Genomic DNA, 19,965 nt, shown 5'->3' on the forward strand with positions numbered 1-19,965 from the left:
CCCCTTCTTACGTTACGGCCTTTCATCAAACGCGAGTGTTTTGACGACGACGGGAATGATCGTTCCCGAGATCGGCTCACCGAGATCGATGTAATCGCCGTATTCCACACGCACCTGATCGATGCAGATGATTTCCGGTGCCCCTTTGCAACGCAGCGCCAAGGCCTGCCCGAGTGCTTTCGCCATATCTGTTTCACAGATCACGACCATGGTTTGACTCTCGGGGAAAGTTGCCCGGTATTGCTCCGACAGCTCCTGGGACAGCGTCTGCAGCAGAGCGTACGAGCAGTACCCGATGCCGGAGATCGCAAGTGCGAAAGGAATCCCTGTCGTTTTTTCAAACAGGCGCTCACCCAGTTGGTAGATCGAAACCACTTCCTGTCGCAGTCGTGTGGCATCTGCCAATTGTTCCTCGGTAAGCTCTAGCTTGAGAATCGGAATATTTTTGATCGGCAACAGCTCTGGCTTGATATGCACGGTTGAACCACTAATCTCCGTGCTCTGCATCCCCGCGCCAATTACCGTTGCCCGTACCGTTTGATCCGGGTCTAGCCACTGTACCGGATACGTTCCTTTATCGCGCTCCTGCTGGAGGACATATCCGAGCAGTGGGCCAAAATCGCCATATCGGCTCGCATCCGAAATATTTTGGACGGGAGCTCCGCTCATGAGTAGACCCACACCACCTGAGACAGTCAGTTCGTCAACAGGGATGGCATCGCGCAAATGTGGTCCCACTACGAGCAAGCCTGATACTTGGCGCTCTTTCCCCGTCAAATAATCCAGCATACTGCGTCCCAGCTGTTCGGCAACCTCTGTGAGCTGCGCGAACCCAATTTCCTGTCCGACTTGAATACGCAGTCCTTTTGCCGTCAGCCATTGTTGAATGTTCGGCGACACGTATTGAACGACCCCCTGCGGACTGAGACGGATCAGCCTTCCTCCGACGTGGAATGTAACCGTTGCAATCGCTCGGCCACGTTGGAAGTAGGCTGCATTCGCTGTTCCTCCGCCAATATCGACGTTGACGACCACACCTTTTATGGCTTGCGAGCGTTTTTCTGCGCCAGCACCCTTGCCCGCCAGCACGCCTTCGAGGTCAGCACCTGCTGTCGCTACCACGAAATCCCCGGAGCGTTCAGCCAGCAGATGAACGATATGCTGTGCGTTCTTTTTGCTGGCTGTTTCTCCGGTAATGATGACCGCGCCGGACTTGATTTGAGACAAGCTGATTTGTGCCTTGTCGTACTCGGCTGCTAGAATCGCTCCGATTCCGTCAGCGTCGATTTCATCAAATCCGATGAGCGGTGTGGAATGCACTTCACTCGCATACAGCAATTGTCGCTCCACGATCTGATAACGCGGCAGCGAAAACGTGCTGGACATGCGACCCAATCGCAATCGGCTTACGATCATTTTGGTCGTGCTCGTTCCCACATCGATCCCGACGCTTTGGATCCATTGTTCGTCCATATGAACCTCCTTGAACCATTGGCGTGTCAGACGGGCCTTACGAAAAAACGCTTGAACAGCCGGTTCCTTGCTCCCGGTCTGATTCAAGCGCCTTTGCTCTCTTCGTATCTACTTGTCACTGCTATTTATAATAACGTCAGTACTAGTCTTGTTTGAAAATGGCCTGCTCGCCCGACAAAATTTCCTCCGCCAGCTTCACAAGCGGCATGCGCCGTTGCATGCTTACTTGCTGCATCCATTTGTAAGCCGCATCCTCTTCCAAGGATAGGGCACTCATCAGCTTTCCTTTTGCCTTTTCCACTGCCTTGCGATCCTCGATCTTTTGCTTCAGATCATTTATATCCTTCTTCAGGGAAACGACTTTTTCCTTTTGGCTGAGTGCGATTTCTACTGCGGGAATCAAGTCATCCTCCGACACCGGCTTCACCAAGTAAGCCGTCACACCCGCTTTTCTGGCATCCTGGACGAGTTCCTTTTGGCTGTAGGCCGTCAAAAGAAGAATGGAACTGTCTGAAAAGGAACGAATGATACTGCTTGCCTTGATTCCATTCAAGACAGGCATTTTCACATCCATGATAATCAGATCGGGTTTGTGACGATGGGCCTGTTCGACTGCCTCTTCTCCGTTTTTCGCCTCGGCAACCACTAAATACCCTTCATTTTCGAGCATCTCGCGCAAATCCATGCGAATAATCGGCTCGTCATCAACCACCATAATCTTCGGCTGTGTCATCTTCATCCTCCTTTTGGATCGGATAGAGTATGGTAACCTCTGTTCCGTTCCCAGTGTTGCGGAAATGCATCGTGCCTTCGAGGTCTTCCCTGACCAGTGTATCGACAATTTTCAGGCCGAGATGGCCCTTTTTGTGGATTTGCTCCATGTCCTCGATGCCTACCCCGTCATCTGTCACAGACAGACTCACGAAGTCTTCCTTGGCAACCAGTGCAATAGAGATTTTCCCTTCTTGCTGCTCATGAAAACCATGAATCATGCAATTTTGAATCAGCTCGGTGACGATCAAGGCAAACGATGTTGCTTTGTTGGACGGCAGATACACCGATTCGCCCGTCACCACGACGTGTATAGCTTGCTCAGAACGTCTCATCGAAGAGACGATTATTTTCGATATTTTGGTTAAAATCTCTTTGAAGTCAATCTGCTCCAGACCATCCTGTGCCAAGTATTCGTGAATAATGGCGATGCTGTTGATGCGATTGATGCTTTCCCGGTATACCTTTTCAATCTCATTGGACTGCGAACGCCGCATTTGCAGGCGCAACAGGCTAGAGATGGTTTGTAAATTGTTTTTGACCCGGTGGTGAATCTCTTTGATCACCGCGGATTTGATCATCAATTGCTTTTCTTTTTCCCGAATGTCCGATATGTCTCGCAGGAGAATGAATCCCCCAATGATGTCTTGTTTGCGAACGGACGAAACCGCTTTCATCATAATAAAATGTTTGCCTTTTGACAGCTCCTCCTGAATATAACCCCCGTTGCGTACAAAATTCTCCGGGGTAACTCTCCAGGAAAAAATACGTTCAATGCTCTCTCCCTTTTCCGGCCGTTCAAAGCCAATCAAAGAGAGCAGCTTGTGGGCACGGCCATTGGCGTACGTGATAACCCCACTCTGATCAAACAAAATCATGCCCTCGTGCAACAGCGACGAAATGGGCAGATCAGGCACAGCGAACTGGATCAGCGTCTCGCTTAAATGCTCTGTTGTTTCCTTGAGCATTTCGACGTTCTTTTCCTGTTCCACCTGTTTGGATATATCTTGTTCAGTTATCAAGGTCCCGATTGTTTTTCCAGCCGCATTCGTGATGGGTACGACACTTTGTCGCATCACGACCTGCTCCTGTGAAACCCCTCGTGAACCGATGACGGGCTTGCCTGTAGTCAGACAATACATAACGGCCGGCTCATTAATCGCCGTCGCCAGATGCCCTACGACCGATCCACTGTACATAGAGCGTGCCGTACTCGGTGCAGCTTGTGCGACTACCATCGCAGCGCTCCGATCTACCGTTGGACAATCAATAAACATGTCCGCTTGAGACAGATCAGCAAAAATCTGAAGCTTGGAAGCCAGATCCTCCACAATCCGAATGTCGTCATCACTCAACGTCGTGGACGCTTTGCACACTTCTCGTATTGATTGCATGTGAACCTCTTTTCACCTGCTAGGAGTTGATATGACTTCATTTTCTCACAGACACGCTACGGCGGAAAGGGGTGTAATACTGGTTAATCACGCTTACTCGTTTACAATTTGTTGCAAATACGCTCGCAATTCTGGCACTCCCTCACTCGTGAGCGAGGAGGTCCGGAAAATTTTCGCATTGCCGAGCGATTGACGCAGGAATTGTTCTGCCCTCTCCACATTTGCATCAGGATGATCCATTTTGGTAATAACCCCGATGCACGATTGCGGAAACCCTTGTGAAAAGCCAGGAGGGAAATAATTGCGCTCCCGCGTAGCATCCTGCACCATCACAATGACTTTCGCTTCAAGAGAGGTAGCCATAAGCGTGCGGTAAAACATCGGGTTTTCGCTGTATTCACCCGGAGTGTCAATCGCCCAGTCCCGATATTCGAGTGCTTGTGTCTTCCGGGCAGGCTGTTCGTCATTGAACAGCGCCCGCACCAGAGAAGACTTTCCTGCCTCGATTGCACCGATAATCATTACACGGCCGGTCATGATTTCGTCACCAATGCCGGTGTAAACCGCAGTTTTTCGCTCAGCACCTGATTGACCGCTTCGACTGCCATCTCAACAGCGGATACATCTCCTACGACAATCAGTGAACCTGTAAAACGATCGAGAAACCCAAGCTCGACGCCAGCAGCCTTTGTCGCAATATCCGCGGCAATAATGGCTGTTTCGGTAGGCGTCAAAGTCAAGATACCGATAGCACCGGCCTCATTGATACCTAGCTTGGTATAGAGCATTGGGTCAGGGTTTGCGATTACATGAGCCAACGTGACCTGTTTCCCTGGTACGAATTCCTGGATGACTCGCGAACGTTCCTGTTCCATTCCTATTCCTCTCTTCCTGCGGCACCCGGCACCTCAAACGAATCCACGATGCCTACGATGATCGCATCGATCGGCACACTGGTGCCGGAGAAAAGGATTCGGGCAGGCGTCCCACGAGAGACGATAACCTGCTCCCCGATTCCCGCACCGATCCTGTCCGCTGCGATAACGGTTTGTCCGCCTTCTTCGCCACGCCAATCAATCGGCTGAACCACCATGAGCTTGAGATTTTCCATACCTGCTTCTTTTTGCGTGGCCCAGACGCTGCCGATCACTTTTCCCAAAAACATGCGATCACCCTTTTCCTAGATAGCTGACCGTAATGCCACGTTCTCTCATGCTGTCATAAGCAAGCGGAGAAACAATTGCACCTTTTTTCACGATCAAAGTCGTATCGCGAAGCTCAGGCTGCGATCTGATCCAATCCGCTGTCAACAGCTTCCCGGAAAAGACGGCTTCTTGCTCATCCAAAGGAGTCAATGTCGGTTGTTCTGTCTTGCTGGTAGTCTCCACTTTTTGTAGCTGAGACTTCAGCTTGGAAACCACGCGATCAGCCAGACGGCGTTGCTCCGCAAACTCCACACCCAGCTCTTTCATGCCTTCAACGTGACGGTTGAACAGCTTTTCATAAGCAGGTGTCAGTGTCAATGTTTGCAGGGTACGACGGTCTGCACGCTTGATCCCTGGCACATCGGAACCAGCAATGACGAATTTACCTGTTACCAACGCGGAAAAGACGATTTCCGCTTTGATGGTTCCTTTTAGACCGGAAGCAATTCTCGCTGCATTATCCAAATCGATTTCTGGAATCACGATACCGACATAATCTTTCGGCACTTCCAACGGGGCAGGAGCGTACTCGTCTGCTGTAAGAATTTTGCCTGCTCCCCCACATTCGATCTTGTGCATTCCCAACCAGGAAGAGGTTTCTCCGTCCAGGAAGAGAATGTCATGGCAGATCCCGTGGTTTTTCAGTTGGATAAAATGATCCTGAAACGCCTCATGAGCCTGGCTGTCGCAAAAAACGTACAGGACACGAGGCGCTGTGCTGCTTTGCTTTTCTGTATTCATCGATTGCAAAATTTCTTTCGTAATCGACGCCACCATTTCTCTGATGTCCATCAAGCTCAACCTCCGTTAGCCGGAGTAAAATTGCCCGTTCTTGCCGATCACTTTTACCCGGTCGCCCGTTTTCAAATTAGCGGCATTTCCTTCATCCGTATCCACGTGGAAATCAAGTGCAAACTGCGGATGTACACGAACGACTACATCTGGATAGATGATAGGACGATCGCTTTGCGTCGCCAGAATCAGCGTATCGCCATCCTTCACTTGATATTGCTCGGCATCTGCTGGAGACATATGAACGTGGCTCTTCGCAACGATTACGCCTTTGTCCATTACTACAGTCCCTTTTGCCGTTACAAGTACCATACCTGGTGTACCTTCAATATCTCCAGACATACGCACAGGGGCTTGAACACCTACTGCGAAGCCGTCTGTTCTGGAAATTTCCACTTGTGTCGCGCCACGAGCTGGTCCCAAAACGCGAACCCCGTGGATGCTGCCTTTTGGTCCCACGATAGTGACTGTTTCCTGGCAAGCAAACTGGCCCGGCTGCGACAAATCACGCATTGGCGTCAATTGATGTCCGGCTCCGAAAAGCTTCTCGACATCTGCTTGCGACAAATGAATGTGACGGTTAGATACGCCCAAAGGAATTTCTCGCACTGCCTCGGCAGCTTGATTGGTGGAAGGCTGCTGGTTCTGATCAACTTGTTTCACTTGAATCCCTCTTCCTTTCAAGAAATCTGCCGCTGCTGGTGTTATTTTATCCCCTTTCTCAAGGAGAAAGGGGTTTGGAATGCCTGACTTATGCATGGCTCTCAAGGATGCTTCTGTAATCACTGCCATAAGGATTTATTACCCTTCGAGTTTAGGCAGAATCAGTTCAATGTCTCCATGAGGGCGTGGGATAACGTGAATAGATACGAGCTCTCCTACTTTTTCAGCAGCAGCGGCACCTGCGTCTGTGGAAGCTTTTACTGCACCTACGTCACCACGTACCATAACCGTCACGAGACCGCCACCTACGTGTACTTTACCGATCAGTTTTACGTTCGCTGCTTTTACCATTGCGTCAGCAGCTTCAACTGCTCCTACCAAACCTTTTGTTTCTACCATTCCCAATGCGGACATTTCTCCAGCCATTTTCATTTCCTCCTTAATTATATCTCCAAAATTTTAGTGTTTTACGATATTAAGACGTCATTTCTGTTAACACGGATTTGATGATGTTCTTGATCTCATCACGGCTCAAGCCGACGTTCATGGAAGAGACAGCCTGTAGAACAGCTTCTTCCGCTTGTGTCGCAGGAGCTTGTGGTGCTGGTGTTGATTGTGGCATTTCTTTGATACCAAATGCAACACGCTTGATGTTGAACATATGCTTCGCACCGATGTTATCGGAAGTGATGTTGCCCCCTAAAGAACCGCATCCAAGTGTGAACGCTGGTTGTACACCAGTCGTTGCACCAATTCCTCCGAAGGTCGTACCCGTATTGACCGGAATTCTAGATGCTGGCATTGCTTGACCATACGCTGCGATGACATTTTCATCCTGGGCGTGAATACCCGCTGTATGTCCAAGACCACCATGCTCCAGCAATTCGCGGCAACGGGCAAACGCTTCGCTGTCGCCGTGAACAGTGTAGAGGGCAAGGACCGGAGCCAGCTTTTCAACGGACATCGGGTAAGCTTTACCTACATTGTTCTCCTCCGCAATCAGGACACGCGTATCAGCAGGGATGGTAATACCCGCCATTTGCGCGATCACATGCGGAGAGCGGCCAACGATTTTCGCGTTCAGCGAGCCGTTAATCGTGACGATGGCAGCTACCTTTTCCTTTTCTTGCTCGTTCAGGAAGTAGGCGCCTTCACGCTTCAGGGCAGCAATCAATTGGTGTTTGGTGGATTCCTCTACTACCAATGCTTGCTCAGAAGCGCAGATTGTACCATAGTCAAACGTTTTGCTCTGCACGATGCGCTTGGCAGCAGCAGCAAAGTCTGCACTGTGGTGGATGTAGACCGGAACGTTACCAGGTCCCACACCGTAAGCAGGCTTCCCGGAGCTGTATGCCGCGCGTACCATCGGCGTTCCGCCAGTCGCGAGAATCAAATTGGTCAGCTTGTGCTTCATCAGCTCGTTTGTCGCTGGAAGCGTAGGCTTGGTAACGCAATGGATCAAGCCTTCTGGTGCTCCAGCCGCTACTGCCGCCTGTGCCATCAGTCGCGCTGCTTCCAGCGTGCACTTGGCTGCCGACGGATGCGGGCTGAAGACAATCGCATTTCTCGCCTTGAGGGAGACCATCGATTTATAGATAACCGTGGACGTCGGATTGGTAGAAGGCACGATACCAGCTACGATACCGAATGGCTGCGCCACTTCCCATACCTTGTTTTCTTCGTCCTTACGGATGATGCCAACCGTTTTTACATCTTTCACAGATGCGTACACATCTTGAGCAGCAAACAGGTTTTTCATCCGTTTGTCCGCGATGTTACCAAAGCCTGTTTCTTCTACAGCCATAGCTGCGAGTCGATCTGCATGCTCCACGCCTGCTTTGGACAGGGCTTCGATGATTCTATCGACTTGTTCTTGGCTGTAAGTAGCGAACTTGGCCTGTGCTTCCTTCGCTTGTGCGAGGTAGGTACGCACTTCCTGTATGGAATACAGATCAGCGTCGAGTGTCATTAGGCTTTGTCACCTCCGCCTTGTTTCTCTTCCAACAGACGAATGAGATCTTCTTTCTTCGCCATGTTGATTTCGTTCGTTGTCAGCGGGAAGTCCGCATACGAACGCGCCATTTTGCGCAGATCATTGATAGACTGATCTTGCAATTTGGTCGCTGGCACTTGGGCCGGCTCTGCCTTAGCCTCTTCTTTTGCTTCCGGTTTCAGCAGGTTTTTAAGCATTTTTGGTACATTTTCGTCAGGACGTGGAATCACGTGTGAGTGCAGCAATCTTCCAACACGTCTCGCAGCGTCAGCGCCAGCATCTACTGCTGCCTGTACGGACGAGACATCTCCGATTACATACACGGTAACGATTCCTGCGTCCGCGCCTTCATAAGAGACAACTTTGACGTCAGCTGCTTTAGCAGCAGCGTCTGCGGCAGCGATGAGAGCAGGCAAGCCCAATGTCTCAATCATGCCGAGTGAATATGACGTAGCGCGCATTTACATTACCTCCCCTTCAAGAGGGAAATTCCCTATTATCGTTTGACAGGCTGTTGGGCGACACTTCTTACGGCATCGGCAAAAGCATCGGCGGCTGCCGTGCATGCCGACTGGCTGCCAGTGAGTAGCGCTCCCCCAAAGTTCGTTTCTGTTGGTGGACCAAAAAATTGAACCATTTCTACATCTGCAGCCTTGAGGGCGGCATCAATACCATACATGGCTTCCAGCGGTGGTGCGATCAAGTAGGCAAGCGGTTCACCTTCTCTGATACCCGCCAGTTGGGACAAATAGCTGCCCGTCCGCGACACAACATGGGCGTAATACGCATGCGTCCCTTCATCATTCAAAGAGTAAAAGCATGCTCCGCTCTCCATAAATGCAACGGCTGCATCCAGTCCGCTCTGCACCTCCGATGGCGTCGCGCCTCCGATCATCCCGATGAACTCGCCGGACAACGGTCCAGACGCATGGCCTGAGCCTGCATAAAACGACTTGGCATACACAACTTCTACCGCTGCCTTTTTGGTCGCTTCATCAATGGCCGTATACCCCACATCGTCAATCGTAGAGGTCAAAAGCCCCAGACTTCGGATATGAGAAGGCAGGTTCAGCTTCTCCGCAAATTGAGGATCGACATTGGGAATCAGTCGGATCGCAAGCGGCGTCGCTCGAATTGGTTTTTCCATGCGTGTCACTCCTTTCAAGACAACATCCCTGATCAAAAGCAAAAAAAGGTGCCTAAACACGAAAAATAAGCCGTGTTCAAGGGCACCTTTGCCTTTTGATTATTCACTTGTGGGTAGAAGATTACACGCGATTTACGTGCTCTTTTACCTGTCTCTAATGTAGAACAAGGCAGGGAAAAATGCAAGCGTTTTCGGCATTCCGTCACTTTTCCATATTCCGGTCATATTACGGACACAAGCCCCCATTATCTTTGAGTTGTAGCCGAGACGGGCAAGCCCATCAAACAAGGCTCACCACTCATTTACAGAACCCCAAGGAGGAATTTTACAATGAAAAAGAAAATGGCAATGACAGTTATGGCTTTGGCAGTATCCGCAATGGCAGGTTCCGCGTTTGCGGCAAATGAACCAGCGAAAACGACTAGTTCTTCTACTCCACTGAAAATGGTGAACACAGATGGTACAGATGCTCTTCTAAAACCGATTTTTAACCTGGAGCAAATGGCAAAGGAAAAGGGCATCTCTGTGGAAGAGTTGATTAAGCAGCTTGAAAAAGAAGGCAAACTGACGAAAGCAACAGCTACCAGCAACCCAGACGGCACCATTCCGGGCTTCGCAGTCATTTCTCTCGATCCTGAAAACAAGGACGGCGGAGCATTCATCGCTCTGGACCCTGCTATGAATCTGGAAGAAATGGCGAAAGAAAAGGGCATCTCCGTAGAAGAGTTGATCGAGCAGCTTAAAGAAGAAGGCAAACTGGCAACGGATGTTTCCATCACAACAACTATCAATCTGGAAGAAGTAGCAAAAGAAAAAGGCATCACTGTGGAAGAGTTGATCAAACAGCTCGAAAAAGAAGGCAAGATCATAAAAGGTACAACAGTCTCAGTAGCTGCCATCAAAAAATAAGCGTTGCCTTTCAAGCACACACAAAAACCTCTGACAGGAAACTGCCAGAGGTTTAGTTATGCTCTTCGCCATTTAACGGACACATAACTCCATTAAGCTAAACAACAAGAACATTTTTTACAAATGATGTCAGTCAAAATGATGTCTATCATTGCTATGATTAGTACAAATTGACTTGAGATAGATAGGAGGTGTTTCTTCGTGAAACGAATTCTACTCATCGAGGATGAAATGCCGATTGCCCGACTTGTCCAGGTCTATCTGGAACGGGCGGGCTATGAGGTAAAATGGAATGAGGGTAATCACGAGGCAATCCCGACTTTTTTCTCCTGGAAACCGGATCTTGTCCTGCTTGACCTGATGCTGCCCGATCACGACGGCTTAGATATACTCGATCAGATTCGCCAATACGGCAGTTGCCCGGTCATTATTATCACGGCGCGCGGTACCGTGCCGGACAAGCTCCAAGGACTGGCACAAGGGGCAGATGACTACATCGCCAAGCCATTTGATCCTGAAGAAGTGTTGGCCCGTGTACAAGCTGTGCTCCGCCGTTCCTCTTATATCACCGAAGCAGATACGATCAGACTCGGGACACTTTCCATAGATGTTACTGCACAAAATGCCTTGATCGGGAAAACACCCCTTGTCATGATGCCACGGGATTGGCAACTACTCGTTTTCCTGGCGCGACATCCCAACCAATGCTTCAGTCGCGATCAATTGCTGGATCAAGTCTGGGGAATGGATTTTGAAGGAGGGGATCGTTCTGTGGATACTGCTGTGAAACGCTTGCGCAAAAGCTTACTGCCGTGGCCGACTTCTGAAGGGGAGATCAGCACGATCAGAGGAATGGGGTATAGCCTGCGTGTTTACTAAACGATCTACTTCTACTAGAACGGCTGTGCCGCTCTTGCGTTACTGGACGTGGCGCTATGCCTTGATATTATCGGTCATTCTTTTTGGCATTGGCTTTTTTGGCATCTATTGGATTAACAAAGCAGCTACAGAACAGCAGTTTCAAGTATTGGAAGCAAGAACAGAGTTGCTCGCTGATTCGTATACCAAGGTGTTGCTTGCCAAGGACACCTCGACTTCTTCTGTAAAGATAGAGGATTTAGCACAAACAACTGTTGGTATCTCCAGTCAGGCTGTCACTGCTGTGACTGGCCCTGCGTCTCCGGCTATTGCTGATACCGCAACACCCGCAGCCACTACCGCCATGATCGCATTTCGAGTCATGCCGACTGTCCCAATCGATCACGTGGTACAGATTTACGATGATGCGGGCAAGACGTTCAAGAAGGATATGCTGAATCAGACGACGACCACTACCGTTGCGCAGTTGCCTACTCCTGCCCAACCGGTGGACAGAACAAAGGAAATACGGGAGGTCGTCGCCACAAAGGGAGCTACCTGGCTTCGTGTAGGTGTCCCTTACTATGAACACAATGCAGTCGCAGGCACTTATTACGTGAGCACGCCGCTTAACAATGATTTGGTCCACACCTATATCACGATCATGGTTTCCATTGGCATCATCACCTTGTGCGGTTGGGCCATCGTCTATGTTTTGTCTCGTTCCCTGACGCAGCCTCTCCGGCAGTTGGCAATGGCAGCCGAGCAAATATCCACCGGGAATTATGCGCCCTCACTGCCCAATACCACCAAAATCAAAGAGGCGGAAATCAGCCAGCTGGTACATTCCTTTGACGAAATGGCCAACCGACTCGGACAGTTGGAGCGGATGCGCACCGACCTTTTGGCTGGTGTTTCCCATGAGCTGCGTACCCCTGTCACCTCGATCCGCGGGATGATTCAGGCGGTCAAAGACGGCGTTGTGAAGGGCGCAGACGCGGATGAATTCATGCAAATCAGCATGGACGAAGCCAAAAGACTCCAGACAATGGTCAATGACCTGCTCGATTTTTCGTCAATGGAAGCAGGAGAAGTATTCGTCGAGAAGCAATCTATCCAAATCGACAGCACATTGGATCAGATAGTCGCTCAGGTGCAAACCTTGCCCTCATTTGCAGATGTATCTGTGACAATTAACTCGACTGGACCAGAAATCGTATGGATCGGTGACGAATCACATGTCAAACAAATATTACTCAATTTATTAGGAAACAGCGTTGCCGCAAATGCAACGCAAATCGAGATCGGCGTCCATAATCAAAGCGACTTTCTCACCATCGACGTGACCGACAATGGAAAAGGGATTCCCGAGTCAGAGGTTCCATTCATTTTCGAACGATACTATCGCGGCGACAGTAAACGCAAAAAGAAGCATGGATTGGGGCTTGGCCTGACGATCTCGCGACTATTGGCAAAAGCACACGGGGGAAATGTCGAATTGATTCGGACTTCTCCAGAAGGAACAACCTTTCGTCTTACACTCGCCCATCCAGATACATCCGCATGAAAATGAGCAGAGGAAGCGGCACCGATGAATCGTGCCGCTTCCTCTTTTACGTATGGGCACCCTCCGGCACATGTGTGCGGATGAGATCCATGAAGATGTCCAATGCTTTGGTATGAAACTCTTCGGACTTCGTGACGAGCGAAAAATCACGGGTAACCGGTGTCCCCGTCACCTTCAATGTACAGAGCGTGCCGAGCTTGCGTTCTTTGCGGATGGCCCAGTAAGACAACAGGCTGATTCCCAGGCCAGCCTCCACTGATTCCTTGATCACCTGTGTACTGCCGAACTCCATTCGCTTGTGTGGTGTGAATTGCAGTTGGCGAAACATTTTTTCAGCCGCTTCCCTCGTGCCTGACCCTTCTTCCCGTACAATCCACGTTTCCTTCATCAGCTCGTCAATACTGACCTCAGACTTCCCGGCCAATCGATGCTCTGGGGAAGCAATCAAATACATCCGATCATCAGCAAACGGCTCCACGCACATTTTTTCGTCCACATACTCGCCCTCAACAATCCCGACGTCGAGTTGTCGATTCGCCACCAGCTCAGCAATGACGGTGGAATTGTGGATCGTAATCGTGGGGGTAATCATTGGGTAATACTGACGAAGACGGGCAATGACGTGAGGGAGTACATACTCTCCATAGGTGTAGCTGGCGCCAATCGTCAAAGGCCCGCTTGGTGTATTCATCAAATCATCCACGAGGCTCTGCATCCGCGTATACAAGCCCAAGATCTCCCGAGCGTGATGATAGACAATCTCCCCGGCTTTATTCAAGCGAACATATTTGTTGCTTCGCTCCAGGAGCTTTGTCCCTATCGTGCGCTCGAGCGCATGAATATATTGACTAACGGCAGGCTGCGTCATGTGGAGCTCTTCTGCAGCTCGGGAAAAGTTCTGTCTGTCTGCAACGGTCACGAACACAAGCAAATGCTGATCCAACTGCCTTCACTCTCCTTTCCACCACTAATCATTCATTTCACTTATGATGATCATCGCAATGATTTATTTTTCTTATTATAGCAGTTGCCGTATGCTGAGTTTGTAAAACTTTTCGAGGAGTGATGGCAATGGCAACTCAGATCAAAAGCAGCGTGCCATTGAATGAAAGCAATGCCAGCGTACAGCCCGCAACAAACAACGAAAGCAAACCTGCATCCTTCTCGCTGTGGATAGCTGGAATCGCTTTTACTTTTTTCATCGCCCTGACAGGCTACGGCTTAGCAAAAATACCTGGCTTTCAACAGGTTGGCCCTCTCGCCTGTTCGATCCTGATCGCGGTCGCCTACCGGCATTTTCGTGGATATCCGGAAGCATTGCGATCAGGAATTCAATTTTCCGCCAAACGTTTACTTCGTCTGGCTATTATTTTGTACGGGCTCAAGCTCAATATCGACGTCGTCTTGAATCAAGGTCTCGGGCTTCTCGTCTATGACGCTGGTGTCATTATTTTTGCCATTGCAGTTACCATGCTGATAGCCAAGTGGCTGAAAGCAGACTCTTCCCTCTCCCTCATGCTCGGAGTCGGTACAGGCGTCTGTGGAGCAGCGGCTATTGCAGCCGTCTCCCCTATCGTTGCTGCCAAGGATGAAGATACCGCTATTGGTGTAGGTATGATCGCACTCGTCGGAACTCTGTTTGCCGTTGCCTACACGATCCTCCGCCCATCCCTTCCCCTGTCCGCGGTCGAATACGGCATGTGGTCAGGAATTAGTCTGCATGAGATTGCGCATGTCGCATTGGCTGCTGCACCAGCAGGTCAAGATGGGCTAGCGATTGCCCTGCTGGCAAAATTGGGGCGTGTGCTCCTGTTGGTTCCGCTCTGTTTTATCCTGATGGTTTGGATGAAACGCTCCGGGAAATTACAAAGTGGCACCAAGATCGAATTCCCTTGGTTCCTGATCGGCTTCCTCGCCATGAGTGTTTTTGGAAGCTACGTTCTTGGCACATCCATTCCTGTTACAGAAGCGTTCCATACTGGTGTCGCCAATGTCACAACCTTCGTGCTCACCATGGCAATGGTCGGGCTCGGGCTAAATGTCAATCTGCGTGCACTGCGGACAAAAGCGGCGCGCCCGCTGATTGCCATGAGTATTACCTCGATTCTTTTATCGGTGCTCTCCTTTGCATTGGTATAAAAACTGTGGATAACCAAACACCCGAATTCGAATTCGCCGATTTCTTGATGATCGGCGAGTTTTTTTGTGGATAAAGACAAAGATTATCCCCATATGTTGATAAAGATGTGTACATCTTTGCCGAGGGGGATCTATATGTCGAGAAAATGGTTGAGGAGACGACCGAATATCTTATTCATCATTGTGGATCAGGAACGATTTCCCCCTGTTTATGAAGAGCCTGCGATACGTGAATGGCGAGAGGATACACTGCACGCCCATGCTTTTTTGCGAGAGCATGGGTTGGAATTCAAGCGTCATTATGTTGGCTCCACAGCCTGCTGCCCTAGCAGAGCTACCTTATTCACTGGTCAGTATCCCTCTTTGCACGGCGTCACCCAAACTAGCGGCGCCGCTAAACGCTCTGCCGACAGCGACATGTTCTGGCTCGATCGCAATACTGTCCCAACGATGGGAAATTATTTTCGCCAAGCGGGCTATCGTTGTTTCTATAAAGGCAAGTGGCATATTTCTGATGCCGACATTTGGGTACCGGGTACCCATGTTCCTACTCCCAGCTATACCCTTGGAACAGGGGTCCCTGATCCTAATAAGGAACGCTTATACTTGCTTGCTGATCGGCTGGACGGCTATGGCTTCTTCAGTTGGATTGGTCCCGAACCGCACGGAATAGCGCCGCATAACTCCGGTTCGTCCGCAGCCATCGGAGTAAATGGTCGTGATGTGGTGTACAGCAGCGAAGTCATCGAGCTGCTCCATGCCCTAGATCAGGAGAAAGGCCTCGCGGAAAGCTACCATCCTTGGCTGATCGTGGCCTCTTTCGTCAATCCACATGATATCGCCATCTATGGGGATTTCTCTGCGAGCTCACCGTTTTTTCGCTTCCATGTGGATAAGTCCGTTCCCACAGTTGCCCCGCCCCCTACCCAGTACGAGTCACTTGCGACAAAGCCACGCTGCCAAGCGAGTTATCAGGAGGTATATCCACAGGCGTTCCAACCTATTTCGGATCAAGCCCATTATCGAAGACTGTACTATCAACTCCAAAAAAACGCTGATCGGGAAATGATGCGTGTTCTTGAGGCACTCGTCGCCAGCTCGTTTTATCCCGAGACACTGGTCGTGTTCACATCCGATCACGGAGAATTGTTGGGTGCTCACGGCAAGCTGTATCAAAAATGGTACTGTGCCTATGAAGAGGCGATTCACATTCCCCTCATTATCCACAACCCGCTCCTTTTTCCACACGCGACCTCCACAGAGCTGTTAACCAGTCATGTGGATATTCTTCCGACACTACTCGGGATGGCCGGGGCAGACACAGACAGGCTTCGTGACGAGCTAACCTTTACTCATAGCGAGGTACGCCCTCTAGTCGGTCGTGATCTTACTCCCATCATCTTGACCCACGAAATGGACACTACCCCCAGCGAGCCAATCTACTTCATGACAGACGACGATGTAACAAAAGGACAGCATCAGGTGAACGTACAACACCAACCCTATGACTCTGTCATTCCTCCGAATCGGATAGAAACGGTAATCGCCTGCATGAATTCTGCCGGGCACAGCACTTTATGGAAATACTCCCGCTATTTTGCCGGGGATGTATACGCCCCTACGATGACTGATTACGAATTGTACAATCTCTCAACCGATCCTTTGGAAACACGGAATATGGTGATCCCCCTCTACAAAACCACCCACTCGGAGCGCGTCCGCCTGAAAATGGAGCTGCTTTTAGAAGAACAGCGAGCCCAAAAACGACTGACCCCCTTTTCGCCCCCTTTCGCACAACTACTATCTACGTAAAATTTCCCGGAACAACAGAAAAACCCCTCAAATCGAGGGGCTTTTCGTCTTTCTTTTTCTCTTTCCTATTCTTGTTCGGTCAATGCTTTTTCCAATGCTGCCATCGCTGCTTGTTCATCGGCACCATCGGTGATCAGAGTAATTTCTTCCCCTTTTCCAATCGCTGCTGCCATAATGCCCATGATGCTCTTTCCATTTACATTTTTCTCATTTTTGATGATTTTAATTTCGCTGGAAAAAGACGTGGCCACCTTCACAAAGTTCGCAGCAGGACGTGCATGTAGGCCGTGCGCCAATTGAACCACTATTTTTTTCTCTACCATTCTGATTTACCTCCTTCCCTACACTCTCTCAAGCCATTCCTTCACGAACACCTCTACTTGCGCAGAAGTGCTCATCTGTAAAATCGTATCAATCTGTTTCGCTGCGTCCTCTGCACTCAAACGACTCAGCTGTTGGCGCGCAGGCAAAATGCTCCCTGCACTCATACTAAATTCATCCAGACCCATTCCCAACAGAATCGGGATCGCGATTGGATCGCCCGCCATCTCCCCGCACATACCGACCCACTTGTTCTGCGCGTGCCCTGCTTTAATGACGTTCTGGAGCAAACGCAAAACGGCAGGGTGGTAAGGCTGGTAGAGATAAGCGACCTTCTCGTTCATACGGTCGGCTGCCATTGTGTATTGAATTAAATCATTGGTTCCAATGCTGAAAAAGTCAACCTCGCGTGCAAATTGATCGGCCATCAGTGCCGCAGCAGGGATCTCAATCATGATACCCACTTCGTACTGATCGGATACTACAATTCCGCGATTGACCAACGATTTTTTCTCTTCCTCCAAAATCGCTTTCGCTTGGCGGAACTCCTCAAGTGTCGCAATCATCGGAAACATGATTTTCAGATTGCCGTGTACACTTGCGCGCAATAGAGCACGGAGCTGCGTACGAAACAGTTCTTGGTTGTCGAGACACAGCCGGATGGCGCGATGTCCAAGAAACGGGTTCATTTCTTCTGGCAAAGCCAAGTAAGAGAGATGCTTGTCCCCGCCAATGTCCAGTGTGCGAATAACCACCGGGCGGTCGCCCATATGCTCCAGTACGTGCTTGTACGCAAGGTATTGCTCCTCTTCCGTCGGGAAATCATTGCGTCCCATGTACAGAAACTCCGTGCGGAACAGCCCGACACCTTCGGCACCATTGGAGACTGCCCCAGCTACATCTTCAGGGCTTCCGATATTGGCAGCAAGCTCTACATGATGATTGTCCAACGTGACCGTTTTATCGTTCACAAGCTTCGCCAGTTCGGCTTTTTGTGCTTCGTAATCAGCCTGCTTGCGTTTGTAGGCAGCGATCTCTTCTTCACTCGGGTCGATAATCGCGATTCCTTCATGCCCGTCGAGAATGATGAGCGTTGCTGGCTGAACTGCACGAGTAATCCCTTGCGTTCCGACAACAGCAGGAATCTCGAGAGAACGCGCCATAATCGCCGAATGCGAGGTTCGACCGCCAATGTCTGTGACGAAGCCTTTGACATAGCGACGGTCTAATTGAGCCGTATCGGAAGGCGTCAAATCATCTGCTACAATGATCACTTCTTCTGTCAGCTCACCAAGTCCTGCAAACGGTACACCGAGCAAGTAAGATAGTACACGTTTGGTCACGTCACGAATATCTGCTGCTCTCTCCCGCATGTATTCGTTGTCCATTTGCTCGAAAAGTCCGATGAATGCTTGTGCGACATCATTCAAGGCACTTTCGGCGTTTGTCTTTTCACTCGTAATTTTATCTTTGACAGTATCGACCAGTTCCGGGTCTTCCAAGACGAGCAGATGAGCTTTGAAAATGTCTGCATGATCCGTCCCCATCTCCTGCTCCACGCGCAGAACGATGCCCTCCAAATCATTTTTCGCTCGAGCCAACGCCTCTTGAAAGCGCTGGATTTCATTCGCCGGATCTTCAATCGCTACGGTATTGATCTGTAAATCGGGCGTTGTCAGTAAAAACGCCTTGCCAATGGCTATACCTGCTGAAGCTTTTACACCTGTGATCTTTTGGGACATCGTAACACCAGCCTCTCTCAATGGCTACCTGACCATTCCTTCAATCTGCGTGCCTGTTCGCGCACGATCTCCTCAAGCGGATGACCTGCCGGAATGCCGGTACAATTGTGTAATGTATTTTCCCATCCAAACTCTTTCAGGCTTGCTTGTATCCGTGCGGACTCCGCATCCTCGGGATAGTCGAATGCCAGTGCCGCTGCAATCGCTAGTCCCAAATGCTCTGGATTCATTCCTTTTTCCATGCATTGCAGCGCTGGGCCGACCAAACGATCATGCTGCGACAGCTTGCGAATCGGCGAACGCGCCACCCTGACAATATCGTCAGACAAGAGCGGGTTGGTGTATCTGCCGAGGATTTTTTCTACATACTGCCCATGAACTAGCGGGTCAAATCCGTACTTGGCAGCAAGCAATGCACCTGTCTCCTGAAGAGCCCCGCGTGTTGCCTGAACAATCCGGTCGTCTCGCATCGCTTCATCAATCGTTTTCATCCCCAACTGATACCCCAGGTACGCGATGACCGCATGACCTGTGTTGACGGTGAACAGCTTTCTTTCGATGTACGGCGCCAGATCCTCTACATACGTAACGCCCTCAATAGCCGGAACTTCTCCAACCATCTGCGACGAATCTACCACCCATTCGAAAAACGGTTCCACCATAACCAGGAGCTTGTCAGCATGCTGCTGCAAAGGAACAATCCGGTCTACCGCTGCATTGGGGAATCCAATCCATTGTGCTGCCTCGGCTTGAACTGATTCCGTCAGATGCTCATACACATGCTCCTTCAGCTTCTCGCTGCCGCCGATCATATTTTCGCATGCAATCACATTCAGTGGCTTTGCATGAACAGTAAGTCTTTGGGTAATACCGGCTGCGATGGCCCCAGCAATGTGCGGAAGAATGTTAGGACCAACTGCCGTTGTTACCAAATCGGCAGCTGCGATCGCCTCAGCTACCGCCGCTACATCCTGACCATTTATCGCTCGAACTCCTTCCACGACCGACTCCGGTTTTCCTGTTGTTGCTAGTTGCACGCGATACATTTTTCGCTCATTCAGCTCATCGACCAAAGCCGCATTGACATCCACAAACGCTATTTCATAACCAGCCTTTTGCAACAGTTGTCCGATAAAGCCTCGCCCAATGTTCCCTGCTCCAAAATGTACAGCTAGCATA

Annotated in this window: 21 protein-coding genes; 5 read left to right on the top strand and 16 right to left on the bottom strand. The window is 50.1% G+C overall.

The genetic code is table 11. The features are described 5' to 3' along the window. Positions 1-12: 12 nt before the first annotated feature. From HPY31_RS06110 to eutL, 12 genes are all read right to left on the bottom strand, one after another. The gene (locus HPY31_RS06110) at positions 13-1,473 is read right to left on the bottom strand and encodes an ethanolamine ammonia-lyase reactivating factor EutA (protein WP_172139363.1); all 1,461 of its coding nucleotides are present in this window, start codon (positions 1,471-1,473) and stop codon (positions 13-15) included. 142 nt (positions 1,474-1,615) lie between these two features. Beyond that, positions 1,616-2,212: an ANTAR domain-containing response regulator gene (locus HPY31_RS06115; RefSeq protein ID WP_483297060.1), complete on the bottom strand. Its 597-nt coding sequence runs from the start codon at positions 2,210-2,212 to the stop codon at positions 1,616-1,618. Continuing rightward, positions 2,178-3,638, bottom strand: coding sequence for a sensor histidine kinase (locus HPY31_RS06120; RefSeq protein ID WP_016739633.1), 1,461 nt, complete (start codon positions 3,636-3,638; stop codon positions 2,178-2,180). The genes HPY31_RS06115 and HPY31_RS06120 overlap by 35 nt, the downstream gene beginning before the upstream one ends. Before the next feature lie 93 nt (positions 3,639-3,731). Then, on the bottom strand, positions 3,732-4,175 hold the full coding sequence (locus tag HPY31_RS06125; RefSeq protein ID WP_016739632.1) for a EutP/PduV family microcompartment system protein: 444 nt from the start codon (positions 4,173-4,175) through the stop codon (positions 3,732-3,734). After that, complete coding sequence (gene eutS, locus HPY31_RS06130; protein WP_007720097.1) at positions 4,172-4,513, bottom strand: ethanolamine utilization microcompartment protein EutS; 342 nt, start codon at positions 4,511-4,513, stop codon at positions 4,172-4,174. The genes HPY31_RS06125 and eutS overlap by 4 nt, the downstream gene beginning before the upstream one ends. A gap of 2 nt (positions 4,514-4,515) precedes the next feature. Beyond that, positions 4,516-4,803 carry a EutN/CcmL family microcompartment protein gene (locus HPY31_RS06135; protein ID WP_007720099.1) on the bottom strand — a complete coding sequence of 96 codons (288 nt, stop codon included), beginning with the start codon at positions 4,801-4,803 and terminating at the stop codon, positions 4,516-4,518. A 4-nt stretch (positions 4,804-4,807) separates the two neighbouring features. Then, positions 4,808-5,635 carry a hypothetical protein gene (locus HPY31_RS06140; protein WP_015893786.1) on the bottom strand — a complete coding sequence of 276 codons (828 nt, stop codon included), beginning with the start codon at positions 5,633-5,635 and terminating at the stop codon, positions 4,808-4,810. Between the two features lie 15 nt (positions 5,636-5,650). Next, on the bottom strand, positions 5,651-6,427 hold the full coding sequence (gene pduL / locus HPY31_RS06145; RefSeq protein WP_172139367.1) for a phosphate propanoyltransferase: 777 nt from the start codon (positions 6,425-6,427) through the stop codon (positions 5,651-5,653). Between the two features lie 9 nt (positions 6,428-6,436). Next, a complete protein-coding gene (gene eutM, locus HPY31_RS06150; protein ID WP_007720104.1) occupies positions 6,437-6,724 on the bottom strand; it encodes an ethanolamine utilization microcompartment protein EutM in 288 nt (95 codons plus the stop codon). A gap of 49 nt (positions 6,725-6,773) precedes the next feature. Continuing rightward, positions 6,774-8,267 (bottom strand): acetaldehyde dehydrogenase (acetylating), encoded by a 1,494-nt coding sequence (locus HPY31_RS06155; protein WP_064200066.1) that lies wholly within the window; start codon positions 8,265-8,267, stop codon positions 6,774-6,776. Further along, complete coding sequence (locus HPY31_RS29090) at positions 8,267-8,752, bottom strand: BMC domain-containing protein (protein WP_064200067.1); 486 nt, start codon at positions 8,750-8,752, stop codon at positions 8,267-8,269. Before HPY31_RS29090 ends, HPY31_RS06155 begins: the two co-directional genes overlap by 1 nt. A gap of 35 nt (positions 8,753-8,787) precedes the next feature. Next, complete coding sequence (eutL, locus tag HPY31_RS06165) at positions 8,788-9,438, bottom strand: ethanolamine utilization microcompartment protein EutL (RefSeq protein ID WP_016739628.1); 651 nt, start codon at positions 9,436-9,438, stop codon at positions 8,788-8,790. A gap of 330 nt (positions 9,439-9,768) precedes the next feature. Here eutL and HPY31_RS06170 point away from each other — a divergent pair, with 330 nt between their 5' ends. The 3 genes from HPY31_RS06170 (at position 9,769) to HPY31_RS06180 (ending at position 12,772) form a co-directional block, all read left to right on the top strand. Next, positions 9,769-10,347 (top strand): hypothetical protein, encoded by a 579-nt coding sequence (locus HPY31_RS06170; protein ID WP_172139369.1) that lies wholly within the window; start codon positions 9,769-9,771, stop codon positions 10,345-10,347. Between the two features lie 201 nt (positions 10,348-10,548). Beyond that, on the top strand, positions 10,549-11,226 hold the full coding sequence (locus HPY31_RS06175) for a response regulator transcription factor (RefSeq protein WP_172139371.1): 678 nt from the start codon (positions 10,549-10,551) through the stop codon (positions 11,224-11,226). Further along, the gene (locus tag HPY31_RS06180; RefSeq protein WP_172139373.1) at positions 11,216-12,772 is read left to right on the top strand and encodes a HAMP domain-containing sensor histidine kinase; all 1,557 of its coding nucleotides are present in this window, start codon (positions 11,216-11,218) and stop codon (positions 12,770-12,772) included. Before HPY31_RS06175 ends, HPY31_RS06180 begins: the two co-directional genes overlap by 11 nt. Positions 12,773-12,818: 46 nt before the next feature. On the opposite strand, the gene HPY31_RS06185 is transcribed toward HPY31_RS06180, so the two are convergent. Further along, complete coding sequence (locus HPY31_RS06185) at positions 12,819-13,715, bottom strand: LysR family transcriptional regulator (RefSeq protein ID WP_172139375.1); 897 nt, start codon at positions 13,713-13,715, stop codon at positions 12,819-12,821. A 128-nt stretch (positions 13,716-13,843) separates the two neighbouring features. Here HPY31_RS06185 and HPY31_RS06190 point away from each other — a divergent pair, with 128 nt between their 5' ends. Continuing rightward, positions 13,844-14,911 (top strand): YeiH family protein, encoded by a 1,068-nt coding sequence (locus tag HPY31_RS06190; RefSeq protein WP_172139377.1) that lies wholly within the window; start codon positions 13,844-13,846, stop codon positions 14,909-14,911. 135 nt (positions 14,912-15,046) lie between these two features. Then, the gene (locus tag HPY31_RS06195; RefSeq protein WP_172139379.1) at positions 15,047-16,723 is read left to right on the top strand and encodes a sulfatase family protein; all 1,677 of its coding nucleotides are present in this window, start codon (positions 15,047-15,049) and stop codon (positions 16,721-16,723) included. A 65-nt stretch (positions 16,724-16,788) separates the two neighbouring features. Here the strand turns inward: HPY31_RS06195 and HPY31_RS06200 are convergent, their stop codons facing one another. The 3 genes from HPY31_RS06200 to HPY31_RS06210 are packed head-to-tail and all read right to left on the bottom strand — an operon-like array spanning position 16,789 to position 19,964. Further along, entirely contained in the window at positions 16,789-17,046 is a 258-nt protein-coding gene (locus HPY31_RS06200; RefSeq protein WP_172139381.1) for an HPr family phosphocarrier protein, read from the bottom strand. 18 nt (positions 17,047-17,064) lie between these two features. After that, positions 17,065-18,786: a phosphoenolpyruvate--protein phosphotransferase gene (gene ptsP / locus HPY31_RS06205; protein ID WP_172139383.1), complete on the bottom strand. Its 1,722-nt coding sequence runs from the start codon at positions 18,784-18,786 to the stop codon at positions 17,065-17,067. A gap of 17 nt (positions 18,787-18,803) precedes the next feature. Continuing rightward, positions 18,804-19,964 carry a mannitol-1-phosphate 5-dehydrogenase gene (locus HPY31_RS06210; protein WP_172139385.1) on the bottom strand — a complete coding sequence of 387 codons (1,161 nt, stop codon included), beginning with the start codon at positions 19,962-19,964 and terminating at the stop codon, positions 18,804-18,806. Position 19,965 lies beyond the last annotated feature (1 nt).

It is taken from the genome of Brevibacillus sp. HB1.3, assembly GCF_013186635.1.
Taxonomy (GTDB): Bacteria; Bacillota; Bacilli; order Brevibacillales; family Brevibacillaceae; genus Brevibacillus; species Brevibacillus brevis_D.

Coding starts and splice junctions, on each gene's coding strand:
- HPY31_RS06110 (WP_172139363.1), bottom strand. CDS start 1,473: ATGGACGAACAATGGATCCAAAGCGTCGGGATCGATGTGGGAACGAGC.
- HPY31_RS06115 (WP_483297060.1), bottom strand. CDS start 2,212: ATGAAGATGACACAGCCGAAGATTATGGTGGTTGATGACGAGCCGATT.
- HPY31_RS06120 (WP_016739633.1), bottom strand. CDS start 3,638: ATGCAATCAATACGAGAAGTGTGCAAAGCGTCCACGACGTTGAGTGAT.
- HPY31_RS06125 (WP_016739632.1), bottom strand. CDS start 4,175: ATGACCGGCCGTGTAATGATTATCGGTGCAATCGAGGCAGGAAAGTCT.
- eutS (WP_007720097.1), bottom strand. CDS start 4,513: ATGGAACAGGAACGTTCGCGAGTCATCCAGGAATTCGTACCAGGGAAA.
- HPY31_RS06135 (WP_007720099.1), bottom strand. CDS start 4,803: ATGTTTTTGGGAAAAGTGATCGGCAGCGTCTGGGCCACGCAAAAAGAA.
- HPY31_RS06140 (WP_015893786.1), bottom strand. CDS start 5,635: ATGGACATCAGAGAAATGGTGGCGTCGATTACGAAAGAAATTTTGCAA.
- pduL (WP_172139367.1), bottom strand. CDS start 6,427: ATGGCAGTGATTACAGAAGCATCCTTGAGAGCCATGCATAAGTCAGGC.
- eutM (WP_007720104.1), bottom strand. CDS start 6,724: ATGGCTGGAGAAATGTCCGCATTGGGAATGGTAGAAACAAAAGGTTTG.
- HPY31_RS06155 (WP_064200066.1), bottom strand. CDS start 8,267: ATGACACTCGACGCTGATCTGTATTCCATACAGGAAGTGCGTACCTAC.
- HPY31_RS29090 (WP_064200067.1), bottom strand. CDS start 8,752: ATGCGCGCTACGTCATATTCACTCGGCATGATTGAGACATTGGGCTTG.
- eutL (WP_016739628.1), bottom strand. CDS start 9,438: ATGGAAAAACCAATTCGAGCGACGCCGCTTGCGATCCGACTGATTCCC.
- HPY31_RS06170 (WP_172139369.1), top strand. CDS start 9,769: ATGAAAAAGAAAATGGCAATGACAGTTATGGCTTTGGCAGTATCCGCA.
- HPY31_RS06190 (WP_172139377.1), top strand. CDS start 13,844: ATGGCAACTCAGATCAAAAGCAGCGTGCCATTGAATGAAAGCAATGCC.
- HPY31_RS06195 (WP_172139379.1), top strand. CDS start 15,047: ATGTCGAGAAAATGGTTGAGGAGACGACCGAATATCTTATTCATCATT.
- HPY31_RS06200 (WP_172139381.1), bottom strand. CDS start 17,046: ATGGTAGAGAAAAAAATAGTGGTTCAATTGGCGCACGGCCTACATGCA.
- ptsP (WP_172139383.1), bottom strand. CDS start 18,786: ATGTCCCAAAAGATCACAGGTGTAAAAGCTTCAGCAGGTATAGCCATT.
- HPY31_RS06210 (WP_172139385.1), bottom strand. CDS start 19,964: ATGCTAGCTGTACATTTTGGAGCAGGGAACATTGGGCGAGGCTTTATC.